This is a genomic window from Fulvivirga sedimenti (genome assembly GCF_020328055.1).
In genome coordinates, this window is record NZ_JAIXNE010000002.1 from 177,976 (window position 1) to 195,739 (window position 17,764).

17 protein-coding genes are annotated in these 17,764 nt (G+C 43.1%); 10 read left to right on the forward strand and 7 right to left on the reverse strand.

Features of this window, described 5'->3' with window-relative positions; translation table 11 throughout:
- Nucleotides 1–68 precede the first annotated feature (68 nt).
- The gene (locus LDX50_RS07160; protein ID WP_225697753.1) at nt 69–773 is read right to left on the reverse strand and encodes a carbohydrate-binding family 9-like protein; all 705 of its coding nucleotides are present in this window, start codon (nt 771–773) and stop codon (nt 69–71) included.
- A gap of 268 nt (nt 774–1,041) precedes the next feature.
- On the opposite strand from LDX50_RS07160, the gene LDX50_RS07165 reads away from it, so the two are divergent.
- Nucleotides 1,042–1,545 carry a hypothetical protein gene (locus tag LDX50_RS07165; RefSeq protein ID WP_225697754.1) on the forward strand — a complete coding sequence of 168 codons (504 nt, stop codon included), beginning with the start codon at nt 1,042–1,044 and terminating at the stop codon, nt 1,543–1,545.
- A 62-nt stretch (nt 1,546–1,607) separates the two neighbouring features.
- Here LDX50_RS07165 and LDX50_RS07170 read toward each other — a convergent pair whose 3' ends face one another.
- On the reverse strand, nt 1,608–2,213 hold the full coding sequence (locus LDX50_RS07170) for an MCP four helix bundle domain-containing protein (RefSeq protein ID WP_225697755.1): 606 nt from the start codon (nt 2,211–2,213) through the stop codon (nt 1,608–1,610).
- 286 nt (nt 2,214–2,499) lie between these two features.
- Here LDX50_RS07170 and LDX50_RS07175 point away from each other — a divergent pair, with 286 nt between their 5' ends.
- Nucleotides 2,500–3,441, forward strand: coding sequence for an alpha/beta hydrolase (locus LDX50_RS07175; protein ID WP_225697756.1), 942 nt, complete (start codon nt 2,500–2,502; stop codon nt 3,439–3,441).
- Nucleotides 3,442–3,446: 5 nt separating this feature from the next.
- Here LDX50_RS07175 and LDX50_RS07180 read toward each other — a convergent pair whose 3' ends face one another.
- The gene (locus LDX50_RS07180; protein WP_225697757.1) at nt 3,447–4,394 is read right to left on the reverse strand and encodes a bestrophin family protein; all 948 of its coding nucleotides are present in this window, start codon (nt 4,392–4,394) and stop codon (nt 3,447–3,449) included.
- Nucleotides 4,395–4,512: 118 nt separating this feature from the next.
- Between LDX50_RS07180 and LDX50_RS07185 the strand changes: the two genes are divergently transcribed.
- From LDX50_RS07185 to LDX50_RS07200, 4 genes are all read left to right on the forward strand, one after another.
- Nucleotides 4,513–5,076 carry a transposase gene (locus tag LDX50_RS07185; protein ID WP_225697758.1) on the forward strand — a complete coding sequence of 188 codons (564 nt, stop codon included), beginning with the start codon at nt 4,513–4,515 and terminating at the stop codon, nt 5,074–5,076.
- Nucleotides 5,077–5,257: 181 nt separating this feature from the next.
- Nucleotides 5,258–6,076, forward strand: coding sequence for a DUF6090 family protein (locus LDX50_RS07190; RefSeq protein WP_225697759.1), 819 nt, complete (start codon nt 5,258–5,260; stop codon nt 6,074–6,076).
- A gap of 46 nt (nt 6,077–6,122) precedes the next feature.
- Nucleotides 6,123–7,259 carry an alpha-hydroxy acid oxidase gene (locus tag LDX50_RS07195; RefSeq protein WP_225697760.1) on the forward strand — a complete coding sequence of 379 codons (1,137 nt, stop codon included), beginning with the start codon at nt 6,123–6,125 and terminating at the stop codon, nt 7,257–7,259.
- Nucleotides 7,260–7,457, forward strand: coding sequence for a hypothetical protein (locus LDX50_RS07200; protein WP_225697761.1), 198 nt, complete (start codon nt 7,260–7,262; stop codon nt 7,455–7,457). It begins immediately after the preceding gene.
- 141 nt (nt 7,458–7,598) lie between these two features.
- Here LDX50_RS07200 and LDX50_RS07205 read toward each other — a convergent pair whose 3' ends face one another.
- The 3 genes from LDX50_RS07205 to LDX50_RS07215 all read right to left on the reverse strand — a co-directional run bounded on the left by LDX50_RS07205 (nt 7,599) and on the right by LDX50_RS07215 (nt 8,527).
- Nucleotides 7,599–7,784 (reverse strand): hypothetical protein, encoded by a 186-nt coding sequence (locus tag LDX50_RS07205; RefSeq protein WP_225697762.1) that lies wholly within the window; start codon nt 7,782–7,784, stop codon nt 7,599–7,601.
- Nucleotides 7,784–8,008 (reverse strand): hypothetical protein, encoded by a 225-nt coding sequence (locus tag LDX50_RS07210; protein WP_225697763.1) that lies wholly within the window; start codon nt 8,006–8,008, stop codon nt 7,784–7,786. The genes LDX50_RS07205 and LDX50_RS07210 overlap by 1 nt, the downstream gene beginning before the upstream one ends.
- 288 nt (nt 8,009–8,296) lie before the next feature.
- Nucleotides 8,297–8,527: a hypothetical protein gene (locus LDX50_RS07215; protein WP_225697764.1), complete on the reverse strand. Its 231-nt coding sequence runs from the start codon at nt 8,525–8,527 to the stop codon at nt 8,297–8,299.
- Between the two features lie 157 nt (nt 8,528–8,684).
- On the opposite strand from LDX50_RS07215, the gene LDX50_RS07220 reads away from it, so the two are divergent.
- Complete coding sequence (locus LDX50_RS07220) at nt 8,685–9,245, forward strand: helix-turn-helix domain-containing protein (protein WP_225697765.1); 561 nt, start codon at nt 8,685–8,687, stop codon at nt 9,243–9,245.
- A gap of 38 nt (nt 9,246–9,283) precedes the next feature.
- Here the strand turns inward: LDX50_RS07220 and LDX50_RS07225 are convergent, their stop codons facing one another.
- Nucleotides 9,284–12,055: a hypothetical protein gene (locus tag LDX50_RS07225; RefSeq protein WP_225697766.1), complete on the reverse strand. Its 2,772-nt coding sequence runs from the start codon at nt 12,053–12,055 to the stop codon at nt 9,284–9,286.
- Nucleotides 12,056–12,347: 292 nt separating this feature from the next.
- Here LDX50_RS07225 and LDX50_RS07230 point away from each other — a divergent pair, with 292 nt between their 5' ends.
- Genes LDX50_RS07230 through LDX50_RS07240 form a run of 3 tightly spaced genes read left to right on the forward strand, consistent with a single transcriptional unit; the run spans nt 12,348 to nt 17,754 of the window.
- Nucleotides 12,348–15,479: a glycoside hydrolase family 2 TIM barrel-domain containing protein gene (locus LDX50_RS07230; RefSeq protein ID WP_225697767.1), complete on the forward strand. Its 3,132-nt coding sequence runs from the start codon at nt 12,348–12,350 to the stop codon at nt 15,477–15,479.
- Between the two features lie 11 nt (nt 15,480–15,490).
- Nucleotides 15,491–16,915, forward strand: coding sequence for a hypothetical protein (locus tag LDX50_RS07235; protein WP_225697768.1), 1,425 nt, complete (start codon nt 15,491–15,493; stop codon nt 16,913–16,915).
- Nucleotides 16,916–16,917: 2 nt separating this feature from the next.
- The gene (locus LDX50_RS07240; protein ID WP_225697769.1) at nt 16,918–17,754 is read left to right on the forward strand and encodes a glycoside hydrolase family 16 protein; all 837 of its coding nucleotides are present in this window, start codon (nt 16,918–16,920) and stop codon (nt 17,752–17,754) included.
- Nucleotides 17,755–17,764 lie beyond the last annotated feature (10 nt).

Sequence of the window (17,764 nt, forward strand, 5' to 3'; positions counted from 1 at the left end):
GTGGTGATTGTACGGAGAGGTGACCAAAACGACTGCGGCGTCACGCTTAAACGGCTGAAAGAAACCCTCTATTCAAACCTGACTCTTCCGAATAACTTGTATTCATGAAAATTCTTTACGATGGGTTTCCATTCCCAACGGTCGCGCATGCCGGAATCATAATCCATCCTGTAAATATTCATTCGCCATTCCATACCGCTGGAGGGAGGCACGTTTCTCAGTGGCTTAAGTAATTCATAAGGAATGAAGAACTCTGCCGTCCACGATTCCACCGAAGCCATACTTTTCTTCTCCCCTCCTTTTACGCTTGTCTGATGTTTGATCCGACGTCCTCCTTCATAATGCCAGGGAATCCACCCCAGAAAGTCGCCGTCAAAATTTGGAATAATAAGAACAAGCTCATAATTCAGCGGGGATATCTCATATTCAAAATATAAGGGATGTTCTTCATCTGTCCAGAGAAATACCTCTACAACATCTTCATTGTACAGATCAGTATTGTCTTCAGTGAGTGATGATGTGAGTTTGCGGTCCTCGCATTCAACCAGGAAATACATTCCTTGATCCGAATAAAGCACCTTAGCCTGAGTACGCATCTTTTCTCCGTTACCGGTTCGCTGAGGTATCTCAAACCAGTCTGCTTTTCCCCATTCTCCGGCTGAACCATGGCCGGTTATTTCAAAATCAGAAGTTCGATGAATGGTCATTGGATTTTCCTGTGATGTTGCCACGATTGAAAAAAGGATTAAAGTGAGCGTACATAAAATTTTCATTAATCGAATATAAGCATTCGGACCGAGCTTTTTTCGGCTGATATGGAGTCTGACACTAAAGATGTATGACCGCAGCTCTTATTCTCACTGTGCGAAACGTCAACCGCGGGGAACAAAAACAAGTTGATTTAACCGCCTGGTCCTGTAGGTGAATCATAATAGCAAAGGCAAATTCCTTAAATCAAATATATTATATTGATTAAGAATTAAATATAACCGGCTGTTTGCTATCAATATAGGTTGTAATGAGCCTAAAACATTGATTTACATGGATTACGAACTTATCATAAATTCCGTCGCAAGTTTGGGAGTCATCTTATCCGTATTTTTTCTTGCCTACCAGATAAAGAAAAATACTACTGCTGTTAAAGCCAATTACTCTGATTCATTAAACAGGACCAACATGGAGTATTTGAGACAAATGATCGAAAACAGCGAGTTGGGTGAATTGATGGAAAGGGCATGCAATGGCTGGGATGAACTGGAAGAAAATGAAAAAAGAACTTCCAACTTCATGTTCATACAACTCTTCAGGCATTGGGAAAACATGTATTATCAACACGAGCTTTCTGTATTGGACAAACGGCTCTGGTCAAGTCATCGCAATACGATGATCGGCTATTTTCATCATAAGGGAACCCAGGAATGGTGGAAACACAGGAGGGTGGCTTTTGCCCGGGAGTTCAGGGAGTTTCTTGAAAATAGTGATAAACCGGCAAAGATCTACCCCACTATTAAGGATTTAACTGGTCAAAGTTTCACTGAAGAATGACAATAAAATAATTTAAAAGAAAGAGCCACTTTTATCAATACATAGTTAATGCAGGTAGGTTTTCAACCGTTCACTTTATAGATAATCAGAATCTGCACAATCAGGCCGATGGCAATCAATACCCCGATCTCAATTTTCGAAATGAGATCACTGTTGGCAATTGCCCGGTTTGAATACTCAATCTGCCGCTTCCCTTCCGTTAACTGGATTTCTGATAGTTTGGCAAGGAGGCTCTCAATTTCCTGGTACTGTTTTGTCACATCATTCCGAAGACTGTCATCCATAGCTTCCCACTGGTTTTCAACCTTTTCCAGCGTGGCTAATTTATCACGGACATCTCGCAGTAGTCCGGCCTCCCTGGAAGTGAGCTTTGTGCCGGAATACAGATCCATAAGAATCTGTAAAGAATCATTGGCCGTAGTTAAAACCTCAGGAATATGTTCCTCATCCCCAGTCATAATGGCCAGCTCCTTATGCTTGAGTTGTGCCGACATTCGGAAAATATAATTTTTTGCTACCAGCCGGTCTTCATAAACTGTTTTAAGCGTTTTCTTAACAACCTCAAAATGATGATTATCCATCATATTGGTCGCCAGAACCAACAAAAACACCAGCATCAGCGCAGCAAGTAATTTTAATTTCCGGAAGAACTTATTATTCCATTTCATATATGCATAACATTTAATTCCTGTTCAAAAGGCTCAAACCGGTCTTCCGGCAATGGCCTTAACGATATAACAACCTGATAGTTCTACAGCAAAGAATATGCCCTTTACTAATATAAACTAATTTTCTAAATCACATAAGTCTGCCGTATTCAGGCTGTAACTGCTTGTTTGTTGATTCATTGTTTGGTTTTCAGAATTAATTCCCTTCCATTTGATTGAAGTCATTTTATGGAATTTATACTAAATTGATTCTTTCTCATCATATAAATCATAAACCTGCATACAAATGAAAGGTTTTCAATCCCGAATTCACTGGCTATCCATAGCAGTGTATTTAATCTGTATCACTTCGACCATCAACGCCCAGGACGGAACCATTTATCCCCTGGAAGCTCCTGATGAACCAAATGCAATTCTTTTAAATACTGGCGGCGTGGAGGACCAGACTTCTCCCGAAACCTGGTTCCGGCAGTGGGGAGATCCGATGGCTCGGAATATTTCAATTGCCACCCTCACTCCTTTCCTTCCAGACCCGGAAAAAGCAACAGGCGCAGCCGTGATTGTAGCTCCCGGCGGAGGTTTCCGATGGCTATCCATGGGCAACGAAGGATGGGAAGTAGCAGAGGCGCTGGCAAAGCAGGGAATTGCTGCCTTTGTCCTGAAATACCGCCTCTTTCCTACCGCGGAGAAACTCGAGGACTTTTCCGACTGGATGAACCGTCCGAGACCAGCACCTTCAGATAACTCATCCGATACGCCTCCCTCCCGACCGCCACAAGTGGATCTTTCCAACCAGCTTGAAGATGCCGAAGCTGCCTATGCCATCATCGTCGACCGTGCTGAAGAATGGGGTGTGGATACCGACAGAATCGGGATGATTGGTTTCTCGGCCGGTGCAGGCCTCACCATGCATTCTACCTTGTATTCAAAGACCATGAAGCTGGCTTTTATTGGTCCTATCTATGGTGGAATGGGACCTGTTGATGTGCCTGAAGACGCCCCGCCGATGTTCAACGTGATCGCCACGGATGATTTTCTTTTCCGAGGTCAGTTTGGAGTGATTGATTCCTGGTATAAGGCAGGCATACCTGTTGAGTTCCATTTATATCAGAATGGCGGCCACGGTTTTGGTCTCGGCAATCCGGATCGCACCAGTAATCGCTGGTTTGAAGCATTCATCCACTGGCTGGATGTAAACAAATTTCTGACTGCCAGCACAGATCATTAATTTCCTCACATCAACACCCCATCAACAGGTTTCAGTTTTTCCGGAATTACATCGGATTCTACAGCTTCAAGCATATCTATTTCGATTGTATTGCAAATAGCATCCAGGGGTACGTCCCATCTGAAGTTTTCAAACGGATTGGCAATTAGAATTCCCAACCGGTGTATCGAGTAAAACGCCCATGAAATCATTACCGTAATAGGAAAGACCAGCCACCAACCATTCATTTGATCGAAAATGGGCAACAGTGCAAAGGGAAGAAACAGGATAAATAAGTCAAGCAGGATACTGTTAAATAGTTCGTAAGCCTTCGGAAAAGGCGTCCCTTTTATACGTTCCGATTTACCCTGGTAATCTGAAAACCGCGTAAGGGTGTTATCAAGTTGCATATGACGGAAGTCATCGATGAGTCCGGCACGCTGACAGTCTTCCAGTTTTTTTCCCTGCTGGATGAGCAGCTGCGTTGCCTTATTCGATTTGTCCCTGACCTGTGCCAGCGTATGCTCATTCAGAGTACTGTAAACTTTATCATTCCACATGTCTTGATCAGCAATGCCTCTTAACTGCAGTTTGAGCGCATTGATGAAACCTATGTGAGTATTGACGATATCTCGTTGAATCTCTTTCAACTTAATGGTTTCAGGATCATTGGCATTGTCCAGATTAATCATTGACAATACCTGTCGGGCATAGGACCGACTGTCATTTACCATTCCGCCCCAGATCTTCCGTGCTTCCCACCAGCGATCGTATGCCGAACCATTGCGGAACCCCAGAATTATCGCCAGCGCCGTACCCAGCGTAGCAATAATCGCCATTGGAATCTGCCATGAATTAACACCATAATTAAAATGAAGAACGGTGGCCAGTACAGTTACACTCAGGCTGAACAATATATTCTTCCAGCTGAATTTAAAAATGAAAGGCCAGTTAATCTTATTGTGTGTAATCATTGGTTGAAGGTTAAGTACAATGGAAACTATTGTTGATTAGACTAAGTAATAGAAAAAAAGACATTTTACAATGAATATGGACATTCGGTGACCGTCACAAAGCTTAATCTTAAGGTTTATGGTTCGTCTATTCAGAGGAAAATATCGTATCGATACAATCCGCTTATCAAACTGGGACTATGGCTGGAATGGGGCATATTTTGTAACCATATGCACAAAAAACAGGTTTCACTGGTTTGGAAATGTCCGGGATGGCAAGATGAAATTATCTGAAATCGGAAAATTGGCAGACCAATGCTGGCTATCGATACCGGATCATTTTCCTTTTGTCAAATTGGGCAATCATGTCATCATGCCGGATCATGTGCATGGGATAATAATTATTGACAGGCCTGTGGACATTGGCAATCCTGCGGAGGCGCAAGATCTTGCGCCTCTAGTCGCCATGCCGAAAAAACCATTATTACAATCCAATAATATTTTCGGCCCACAATCCAAAAACCTGGCATCAATCATCCGGGGTTACAAAATCGGGGTGACAAAAAATGCCAGGAAAATTCACCCGGATTTCATGTGGCAATCCAGGTATTATGACCGTATAATCCGGGACGAAATGGCTTACCGAAATATTTCAAGGTACATTAGGAACAATCCCGTCAACTGGATGAAAAATTTAGGATAATCAGATTTATCAAATGACTCCGGCTCATTTGTCGCGATACTATTTCAGAAAATAATAATCTCCCAAATAACTATTTATTCCATGAACATAGTATCTTATCAACTGTATTCATTCCAAATTAAATATTCATTTCCAACAACAGCCTGAATAAGCGAATCATCAGCACCTTCCTACTATCTTTATGATCACACTCTTTCGTAAAATCAGACGCAAACTTCTCACGCAAAATTCATTTACCCGCTATATTTTGTATGCCTCAGGTGAGATCGTTTTGGTTGTGATCGGAATCCTCATCGCCCTTCAGATCAATTCGTGGAATCAGCAAAGAAAGGATCGTCAGCAGGAGCAAATAATACTGAATCAACTTCATCAGGAGTTTATGAGTAACCTGGATCAGCTGGACGAAAAAATTGGTATCAGAAAATCCATCATACATTCCTCGTTACGCCTGTATGATTATATTGATCACCCGGAATTAAGATCAACCGACAGCATATACTCGCATGTATCCACACTCGGCATTGCTCCTACATTTGATCCGATCATCAATGATCTGATCGGTTCGGGAAAATTACAGCTTCTCCAAAACCAGGAATTAAAAGAAAGACTGTCCCTATGGACCAGTGAAATCATACAGCTCACTGAAGAAGAACAAAACTGGCTTCGTTTCAGGGATGATCATTTTATGCAGTTTGTCATTTTAAATTTCAATGTCCGGAATATCGATATTTACAGGTGGAATAATAATTCTATTTCGGCCTTTTTACTGGACAGGAATGATAGTCTGGGTATCAAAGCCACACCATCTCAACATGCCGACAATCTTTTTGCAATTCTTGATATACCCGTTTTTGAAAATCTGGTTGCCCGGGGCAAATTATTGAATGAGATTGCCAATTTACAGTCCTACGCCCTGCGAAAACGAATTGTAGAAATTATTTCACTGATTGAAAAAGAAATGAATACGAAACCCGAACCCCTGAAAACAGATAATGAATAATCCGAACAAATCAATTATTAGCCAACGTAGACAGTTCATCCGGTGGATGGGTTTATCTTCTCTCGCGCTGGCATTACCGTATGTCGGATGTGATATCAAGGACAGACCCGTGTTACTCGAGGAAATACAGGAGGCAGATCTGGCCCTTCTGAAGAATATATTTGACCTTGAAAAGCTTTCCGGCGAAGCTATGGGAGAAGATGCTTTGTCCTACCTGAATGGCGGTGCCGACGACCTGAAGACGGTACGGGCAAATCACGAGGCATACGGAAACATCCAAATCCGTCCCAGGAGATTAGTCGATGTCCGCAATATTTCCACCAAAATCGAGCTTTTTGGCAAGGAACTGGATAATCCCATCATCCTTTGTCCGGTAGGATTTCAGAAAGTATTTCATCCCGATGGAGAAATTGCCAGCGCAAAAGCAGCTGTAAACAGAAATCATCAAATGATTGTCTCTTCCGTATCCAATTTCTCGGTAAACGAAATAGCAAAAGAATCAGGCGCGGATTTATGGTTTCAGCTTTATCCAACTTCAGATCGTGCCATTACTAAAAAGTTGCTGGACCGGGCTATGGCTGCTGGCTGCAAGGTATGCTTCCTAACGGTTGATACGCCTGTTCTTGGAAACAGGGAAAACCACGGAACAAATCTCGCAAAAATGATCGAATCGGGAGAAATTGAAATGGGCAATTTCAGGGATATTTTACCTGAAGGTATGGGGATAAATGATCCCGGAATGACCTGGGAAATGATCGGCTGGCTTCGGGAAAACTGTGATATGAAAATAGTGCTCAAAGGGATTGTTACCAGGGAGGATGCCCGCCTGGCTGTACAACACAACGTCGACGGTATTGTGGTATCAAATCATGGGGGCAGACAACTGGAAAGCAACCGGGCAACCATCGATTGTCTGCCGGAAGTCGCAGAGGAAGTGAACGGAGCATTCCCCGTTTTAATTGACGGAGGTATACGGAGAGGAACAGATATTTTTAAAGCACTGGCCCTCGGTGCATCGGCTGTATGTATCGGCCGTCCTTTTTGCTGGGGACTGGGTGCACTTGGACAACAGGGCGTTGAACTGGCCCTTGAAATTCTGAAGACGGAATTGATTCGGGATATGCAGCTTGCCGGAACTCCATCTGTCAGCGATATAACCAGTAACTATGTATTGAGGAGCTGAATGCACCTTTGGTTTTATACATGTATGGGTTTCCCTACATATATCATGTACCCGCTGGCACTGGCAAAGGGACTAGGACTGCTGGCGATCTGGCTGAAAAAATCGAGACCGCTCACCGAATCGGCGTATGCAGAATTTTTCTTTAATACACTACTGGCACTAACCGGGCATTTGATGGTCAAAGATGGGGGTCACTAAATGGCACTGGTTGCATTTGTTACCGTTATTCTCTCCTGCTTTGCTTACCGTAATTTATATCAAAAAAATAAAAATGCTAACCGGCATTTTCCTCGACGTATTTAAGACTGATCGCTGGAGCCTAAATTATGTTCTGATTCTTTAATATGTCTGCAGCTCTGCAAAAATTAACTGAAGTTCAGCCCGCGTCTTCTCCAGCTTTACCGAAAGCCTTTCCAGCATGCAGTCACGGTGACCTTCTTTAAACTCAAAATCCTCATCTGATAAAACGGAAAACCTCCGCTTCAGCATGACCTTTTGTTCCCGCCAACTTCTTAAAATTTCCATTACTTTGTTGCCATTCTGGCTTTTTTATTTTCTGCGGCTAATTTCCTGTCTTCCACCAGTTCCCGCTCAAAATAGACAAGTTCCCTTCCTTCGCGGTTATCTTCCACGTTACAGTAATATACCTGGTCAATATACCGCCTGATAACAAGTTTTCTCCCGGGATCAGTTTTGGCATACACCACATCCCCGGCAATGTAGTTGTTTTGGAAAAATCGTTTGCTCATAATGTTATTCTGCTTCGTACAATAACTATCCTAAAGACCACCAATCATAAATTCCCCGATTGAGGAATTGATCATCTAATCTTCACTTCGCTTCTTCTTACGCTTCGCTTCCTTGGCAGCGCGCTTCTCCTTTAAGTTTTTGGCAGGGGCCGTCTTATCAGATTTCGCCTTGCCTTCTCTTTCCTTTGACATGATTTCCTGGTTTATGTTTCGACATTGATTATGGGCCTGAATATCAATAAATAAAAAGGGGGATTGCCCCCCCTTCGTGTTGGCTGACCGGACTTTTTATAAAGCCTGTGCAGGCTGCACTTTTCTGATGATGTTTACAACCTCATCATGATTTTTATTGAGTCGTTTTTCCACTCGTTTAAAAAGGTCATTTTCTTTACCTGCTTCATACTTCAAATCCTCATCTGTTAATTGTGAGTACTTTGCTTTCAACTGTTTAGATTGTTCTTTCCAATCACCTGTCATTTTGAAGGCTGCAGCGGGTTTTTGATCTTTAGAATGTTCCATGATCTTATTTTTAATTGTAAAAGTATTTTTACAACAACTCAAAGGTGCGATTAACAACTACATAAAGCCTTACATAGCACCAATTCATTGTTACATCTATCACACGTTTTGGCGAAATAAACGCTAAATTGGGTATTCATGACTGCAAAGAGGAAGTATGAGGTTGTATGTTAAGTATATGGTGAGTTTGCGATGCAAAATGATGGTAAAAGAGGAATTGAAAAAACTCGGCCTTCATTATGTGATCGTAGATTTAGGTGTGGTTGAATTACTGGAGGAAATCACGGCCGAACAACGGGCCCTTCTGAAAGCAAATCTTCTTAAGTCGGGGCTTGAATTGCTGGATGACAAGAAAAGTATTCTGATTGAGCGAATCAAAAATGTAATCATCGAAATGATCCATCATTCTGATGAACTTCCGAAAGTAAATTATTCCGACTATATCGCTGAAAAATTAGACTATGACTACACCTATCTGTCCAATATTTTTTCGGAAGTAAAGGGCGTTACCATTCAGCAATATATTATCATACATAAAATTGAAAGGGTAAAAGAACTGTTGATTTATGACGAACTGACCCTATCCGAGATTGCAAATATGCTCCACTACAGCAGTGTAGGCCATCTGTCAAATCAATTCAAAAAGATTACCGGACTCACCCCTACGTTCTACAAACAGCTCAGGGATAAGCGAAAGCGGAATCTGGAAGATATTTAATACAGTGGCCAGGCCAGGAATTAAATCATTAATTCTGGTCAGTATTCCAGCACAAACTTCGAAAGGTTTTGATGGGTATCGAGTCCGAGTTTCTTACGAAGCCGGTATCGGGCTACTTCAACGCCTCTGAGGGAGACCCCCATCAGGTTGGCAATCTCCTTGGTATCCATATTTAGTCGTAAAAAGGCGCAAAGTTTCTGCTCCCCCGGCGTAAGGTCTGTGAATTCTGTGGTTAACCTGGTGAGAAAATCTCCATGGACCCGATCAAAATGGTGCTCAAACTGCTTCCAGTCTTCCTGAACTTTCAGCGTAGAATCAATTTCACGTACTAAACGGTCAAGAGATTTGCGCGTTTCTGCAACATCACCTTTCACCTTGATCGACTTGATCTCTTCTTTTATATTCTCCATGAATTCGTTCTTTACGACCAGGTTCATGGTTGAGGCTGCCAGGAGGTTGTTCACATGTCGAAGCTCGCTCTTTACCTGTTCCTCCTTTAATTCCTTCAATTCAAACTGCTTTTGTGCCAGGGCAGTTTTCTTATCCTCTTCCAGCTTTATCTCCTTGGATTTATAATACTTCCGCTGAAGACGATAAAACACATATAATCCGACAAGTGCTAATATCAAATAGATGAACCTTGCAAGTATACTCTTGTAAAAAGGCGGACTAACACGTAAAAAAATCGGGTCACTTGTAACAAGCTCACCTACATTATTGAGGGTCTGCACATAAAACTCGTAATCACCTACTCCTATGTTATTGTATTCTTTGAAAACAGTATTGCTCCATTCACTATAGTGATCATCAAAACCCTTCAAAAAATAACGGAATTGAGCATTATTCACACCTTTGAAGTTGAAGGATTCTACTTTGAACTGAATAATCTTAGTCCCCTGACTAATGGAAATCGGATCAGATCCCGGTTCATAATTCCTGAATGGCAGTCGTTCAAACAAAATTGAATCTTCCCCCACATTGTAGATTTGTTTGACTATTGGTTTTCTTTCCAGATCAAGACGAGTCTCAAATTGAGGGTAATAATAAATAAACCCTTCATTAGCATTCATCACGACGCCATTGGAAATATTCCTGGACACATTCAGCAGATCATTGTTGAAAGAGTTGCGTAAAAGGAATAGAGATGACGGAATGTAGGCATAATTATTCTTACTTACCTGCTTAAAAAATCCAACAAGATTTTCAGTATATACATGAACATGTTTCTGATTATCCTGTGCCAGAAAATAGACCCAGTTCTTTCCAATCACCTCACTAAAATTATCAGCTTCTACGATGTCATCAGTCGTCTGATCAAGCCGGTATATTCCCTTTTCAGTTCCCAGATAAATCTCGTCATCAATACGGCTGAGAATCAAGTGCCGGTCTATAGGTAAGCCTGTCAAGTCAGAAATTTTGTTTACCGTGGCTGTTTTAAGGTCATCAGATAATTGCAGTTGATAAAGTCCCTTGTAAAATTGCCCCACCCAGATACGCCCTTTTCGGTCTTCCTCGAAAAATCGACTTGATTCGTTAAACCCGCCTATCCTCCCAACACCTTCAAGCTCATCGTTTTCATTGAACCTGAATAGAAATAATCCGGAATAGGTTCCTCCAACAGCATAACCCGGATTGGATCGTAATTGACGGACAAGCCACAATCCATCGGTACTGGCACGCCGTCTGGCACGCCCATTTTCCAAAATAAATAATCCGGTATGATGACCTGCATACAGTTTATTATTGATAATCTGCATGCCGTAGGCAGGCCCCTCCGTACCTGAAAGAAATACACTGCTGGCGGCATTATTTGCCAGGAAATAGATTCCGTTTGAAGTGGTATAATAGGTTCCCTCATCGGTTTCAAATGCTTCGTAGCCACTGCCTTGCAGGTTAATATCCTCATTAATCAGCCTTGAGGCTGAATTAATATCGATCAATGCAATACCATTTTGCATACCCACCCATAGGTTACCCGTATGATCCTGGAAAGTTTTCAGACAGGCATTAGTCTGAAGGCCGTCCTCAATCGAAATATTTTCAATGGCGCCTGACTGCAGATCGTAGAAATAAATTCCTTCCTGTTGTGTTGTAATGACCAGCCGTGTATCTGATAATTCTGTTACATGATTTACATATTTCCCTTCGAGTGATTGTTGTAATTCCGGAAAAACTTCCTCTACACCTAATGGACCAGAGAACTCTATGGCTCCTGAATTATAAAACACCAGAATCCCTTCGTCCTTCGGTATAATACCGGCAACTATATCATTACGACGTTTTTGAGGAAACGATTCCGTCAGCTGAAGGTCATTAACTTCAAACAGTTTCCCGGTGGCTGACTGGGTGAAGATTTTATTTCCTGTAAAAAATGACTTGTTCAATCCAGGCTCATGACGGATCGTTTTAATAGACTGGCCGTCAAAAACAAAAATTGCCTGAAACGTGCAGAAATAAACATCAGAATTGAAGATAAATACGTTCCAGACTTCATCAAAATCACGCTCATCTTCCGGTATCTCATCAACAAGGGAAACATAGTTCCACTTCCCTTCAAAATAGCCAAAATCACCCTGTGACCCTACATATAACCTGCCGGTATGTTCATCAAATGCCAGTGACCGTTGCTTTTTTCCAGTGTTCAGCGCATATGTTTTCCATTCACTTCCATTAAATGATAACACACCAAGGTTATTGGCCACAAATAAATTCATGTCCCGGTTTTGTGCGAAATCTATATTCTGGATACCCGCAAGATAGTCCTCAGGCGTAAAGTTCTTGATCGGGTACTTACCTACCTGGGCGTGCATGTTCAAGGCCCCAATAAGGATTATCGCTACGCAACAAAATTGCTTGAGAAATTTCATAACCACATTCATGTATAACATGTTGTATAGTAAATATATGCAAATAAGCCTTATAAAGGGCTATTGGTGATAGTTTTGTAGTAGTATTTGTGGGAAATTGATGTAGTCTCTTTTTAGGAAGAGATGTTAATTTAGAACAAATTACGATCAATTCTATACATATGCATTTAACGGCGTACAGGTTTTGTCTCAATGCAATGAATAGAATCAATTTAAAATAAACCGCCTTCCGAATATGAAAAATATCTATTCAGCATTACTTCTTCTGTTGGCATCCACATTCGTGCAAGCACAGGCTGATCGGGTGACCATCCTGGAAAATAGCAATGGCATGAAGTTAGTCGTCAATGACAAGGATTTCATGATCAACGGTATGAACTGGGATTATTTCCCTGTGGGAACCAACTTCTCCTACAGTCTATGGAATCAGCCGGATGACATTATTAAAGCGGCATTGGACCGGGAAATGTCGATGCTCAAAAACATGGGAGTTAATACAATCCGCCAATATACAGGTGTTCCAGCCAGGTGGATTCAGTATATCTATGAAAACTATGGCATTTATACGATGCTCAACCACTCCTTTGGACGCTATGGATTAACGATAGATGGTGTATGGATGGCCAATACAGAGTATTCAGATCCACGTGTCAGGGAATTACTGCTGGCGGAAGTAACCCAAATGGTAAATGACTATAAGGACACACCCGGCCTTTTGATGTATCTACTGGGCAATGAAAATAACTATGGCCTTTTCTGGGGAGGTGCGGAAACCGAAGATATTCCTATAGAGGACCGGAAATCCACTGAACGTGCCAGAGCAATGTACAAGTTGTTTAATGAGGCAACCCTGGCCATGAAAGGAATGGATACTTCCCATCCCATCGCGATGTGTAACGGGGATGTGCTTTTCATTGAAATTATAAAGGAAGAATGCCCTGATATCGACATTTACGGCACCAACATGTACCGTGGAATCTCATTTGGAGATGCCTTTCAGGTGGTGAAAGATCAATTGAACAAACCAATTATGTTTACTGAATTTGGCGCTGACGCTTTCAATGCCAAAGAAAATCAGGAAGATCAGGAATCGCAGGCGTATTATATGCTGGGTAACTGGAAAGAGATTTATGAAAATGCCTATGGATTAGGTAAGGTAGGCAATTCAATAGGCGGCTTCACATTTCAATTTAGTGATGGCTGGTGGAAATTCGGTCAAACCAAGAACCTCGATGTTCATGATAATAATGCATCATGGGTCGGCGGCGGCTACACAATTGACTTGGTTGAAGGTGAGAATAATATGAATGAGGAGTGGTTTGGTATATGTGCAAAAGGGCAAACGAGTCCGCGGGGATTATATGAATTATATCCCAGAGCTGCATATTACGCCTTGAAAGATGCACATACCTTTGATCCGTTCGCACAGGGTGTGACATTGGGCACGCTGGAAGATCATTTTTCCAGCATCCAGTTAATGGATGCCGTTCTCAGGGCCCGGGGTGATAAAGCCGCTATGATTGGAGAAAGGGGTAGTCTCGTTGGTATAAGTGAACTTCGTGCCGAATTCAGCACCTACAATACCGGCGGTAAACTCATTACAACGCCTGACCAACCCGATCCGAACAACCCTACCATTCCAAACCAATTAGGGTTCGATCATATGGAATCCTTTTTCGTTGGTGTTGAAGCCAATCCGGCTGCCAACGTGCATGCAAATGTTACTTTTAACATCCTCGGTAATGTGGCCCAAAACCCCATTAATGAGATCTTCTACGAAAACCGGGGAAGGCCGCTGGCAGTCACCACCCCTACCGGTAATGCTGTACTCGACGCACTCGGGCGACTTCAGGTTTACCAGGCTGAATACAGTTGGAATAACAAATATTTTAACCTGACCGGGTTCTACCGTACAGGGCATTACCACTGGGGATATGAAGGTGATTTCTTCGGACTCTATCCGGAAGCGAATTACGGTCCGAATATAGACATCTACAATGGACTGGCTCCGCAGGGACTGGAAATAGAAGGCAAGAAAATGTTGGAAGGCTTGAAAGTCGCCTACGGCCGCGAACTGTGGTGGGGAGCCAATCCTGCGGTTTTGCTCAAATACACACGGGAAGTCGGGAATTTCAACTTTTCAGGGATGTTTCATGAGGACCTTGAAGAGCCTGGGGTAGCTGTTAGTTCCATTGCTGTTCCGCAACCGAGAACACGACGGGCATCCCTGGCGGTAGAAACTTCTTTAGGTAAATTGAAAGTGCAAGCCGGAGGAATTTGGGGAGGTCAGCCGTTGGTTGGACGCGAATTCCAATTCACGCGAGGAAGTGACGGTGATTATGAAATCTTTGTAGATAAAATTCAATCATCAGATACCTGGGGCGGAAAAATTAAACTGTCCTATTCAGCTGGTAAAATTAACTGGTATGCACAGGCCGCTTCAATGGGATTGGTAGCCAACGGTGGCGGTGACTATACTCAAACGTTCACAGGATGGAGACTCAAGGACAGCGGCAGTGGAAACCAAAACAATTTCCTTACCGGATTTACCTACAGTGTGGGTAACTGGCAAATCGCACCAAATTTCCTCTGGCAAAAGCCTCTTGTTGACCCAATGCCAGGCGATGTTCAAAATCCCGGACGACTTAGAAATATTCTGGATGACCCGTTTGTGGTTAGAAACAACAGGGAAACAGTTGCTGGTGAATTACTTCTGACATTCGACCCAACACCAGGTACATGGATGTACGAATGGGACAATGACAGGGCAGAAGATTCCAGATTTGCCGCGAGTATAGGAGTAGTTTATCGACACTTGCCGACCTCCCAGGATGCGGCCGTTATTTTTCCCGGAACCGGCCGTGTGCCTGTTGCTGCCGACGGAGCGCCCCCGGCACTGGACTTATGGGAAGTGAATGCGAGAATTGTTTCAAAAATCAATCCCGAATTAGGAATTATCGCCAACCTCTATGGCGGTAACGGACAGGCAAACGGACCTGATACCCGAACCGTCGAGCGGTACGGAGGTGAAGTGCGGGTGATTTACAAAACAATGAAACTCACATCACACCTGAAATTTAACGATTGGGGTCCTTTCGATTATCACAGGGATTTCAACCTCACTTTCCCACTTCAGGTGATGGCTGATATATCAACTTCAATCGCCAAGCAGGATTGGTTCATATTACCGAGCACAACGCTTGGCTTACGATTTACATGGCGTTCATTAAATGAGTATTCTCCCCGCTACCTGCCGAATGCCACTGCAAATGAATTTGCAAATGCTCCTATAGTAAGCCCTGTGGGATTTCCTAATGGAAATGAATGGGAAATCAGGACATATGTTAATATAAATATTGGGAAATAAGTAGACAGACAATGAAGAAGTTAAAAATTCTAAAACCAGGCATTTGTATCCCCGTCTTATTCGTCGCTGCGATTTTTTCGGGCTGCGAACGAAACCCATCAGATGATGTGGATTTCGCTAAATTTCCGGATCGGCCTGAAGTATTTATAGATGGATTCAGCGGAGGCCTGGAATACCTTCCTTTTGACGGTTCCAAACCCGATGCTTTCACCGTTGACAATGAGACAGTCTATCAGGGTTCCGCTTCCATGCGATTTGATGTACCCAACGTCGGTGATCCTACAGGGTCATTTGCAGGGGCTATTTTCCCTGATTACGGCGGCCGAAACCTTACGGGCTATGACGCACTCACCTTCTGGGCAAGGGGCAGTAAAGCCGCCACGATCAATGAAATCGGCTTTGGAAATGATTTCGGAGAAAACAAGTTTCAGGTAACCATCAACAATCTGCAAATAAGTACAGGCTGGAAGAAATATACAATTCCCATTCCTGATCCATCTAAACTGACATTGCAGAAGGGTATGTTCTGGTATGCCGAAGGACCTGAAGATGGCCAGGGATATTCGTTCTGGATTGATGAGCTGAAATTTGAAAAACTTGGAACAGTCGCACAATCCCGCCCTGCCATTCTGAATGGAAACGACGAGTCCATTCAGGCCTTCATAGGTGTGAATTTCTCAATGCCTGGCCTGACACAAACCTTCAATCTCGGCAACGGTCTGAATCAAACTATTTCTCCTGCTCCCTCCTATTATACCTTCACATCAACAAATCCGGATGTGGCCAGGATTAATGAGATTGGACAGGTATCCATTTTAGGGGCAGGTGAGGCCGTCATCACGGCAATGTTGGGAAATGTACGGGCGGCAGGATCTCTTACCATTGAATCACTCGGAAATTTTGTATCTGCACCTACCCCAACACGCGACCCTGCAAATGTTATTTCCATATTCAGCGATGCCTATACCAATGTACCTGTCGACTTCTATAATGGTTTCTTCGCACCATTTCAGACCACCCTTGGCGGAGCAGACCTGAATATCGGTGGAGATAACATTATCCGTTACACGCAACTGAACTTTGTTGCAACTGAATTCAAGAACCCGACCGTAAATGCATCAGGCATGACACACCTGCACGTTGATATTCAGGTAGAAAACCCGATCGCAAGCGGGGACTTCATTACAATTGAGCTGGGAGATTTTGGCCCTGATGGAGAATTTGGTGGTGGTGATGACTCGAGTGGAAGAGTAACAATTTCTGCTGACGAATTATCGACCAGAACCTGGCTGAGTTTTGATATCCCACTGGCAGATTTTGGTCTTTCAAGCCGAAATAATCTGGCCCAGATATTCTTTATCACCGACGGAACAAACCCTGCCCTTCCGGGCAACATCACGGAAATTCTGGTCGACAACATGTATTTCTATAAATAATTATGATGATGAGTAAAAATACACCTGACAGATTAAGATCTCTTCGGTATTTATCAATCGGACTGATACTGATCATTTCAGTATTAACCGGATGTAATTCCGACGATACGCAAACCGTCGTTACCTATAAAAACCTCGTCCTCCAGGATGAATTCGATGTTGATGGCGCGCCCGACCCGTCCCTGTGGAGCTATGAAATTGGCACAGGTAACAATGGCTGGGGTAATAATGAATTACAGTATTACACTGATCGAACTGAAAACGTTGAAGTTCAGAACGGCATGTTGCTGATCACCGCACAAAAAGAGTCTTTTGAAGGCTCAGGATACACATCAGCGCGGTTGATTACCAAGGGCAAATTCGAGCAGACCTATGGCCGGTTTGAAGCGCGTATGCGACTGCCTTACGGTCAGGGCATGTGGCCGGCCTTCTGGATGCTGGGTGCAGACATAGACACCAATCCGTGGCCCGGAGCCGGCGAAATCGACATCATGGAATACCGTGGCCAGGCTCCAACTATTGTGTTAGGGAGTGTTCACGGACCGGGTTATTCTGCCGGTAATGCCATCACGAAAAGCTATGACCTTCAGAACGACCGTTTTGATACAGGGTTCCATATTTTCGGAATCGAATGGGGGCCGAAATTTGTGAATTTCTATGTGGATGATGTTCTGTACAATCAGATCACACCCGACGATGTACCCGGTGAATGGGTATTTAACAAGCCTTTTTACATACTTATAAATCTTGCCGTTGGCGGATCATTCGTTGGACCGCCCAATAGTGAAACTGTTTTCCCGCAAACCATGCTGGTTGATTACGTGCGGATATATCAATAAGAATTAGGAA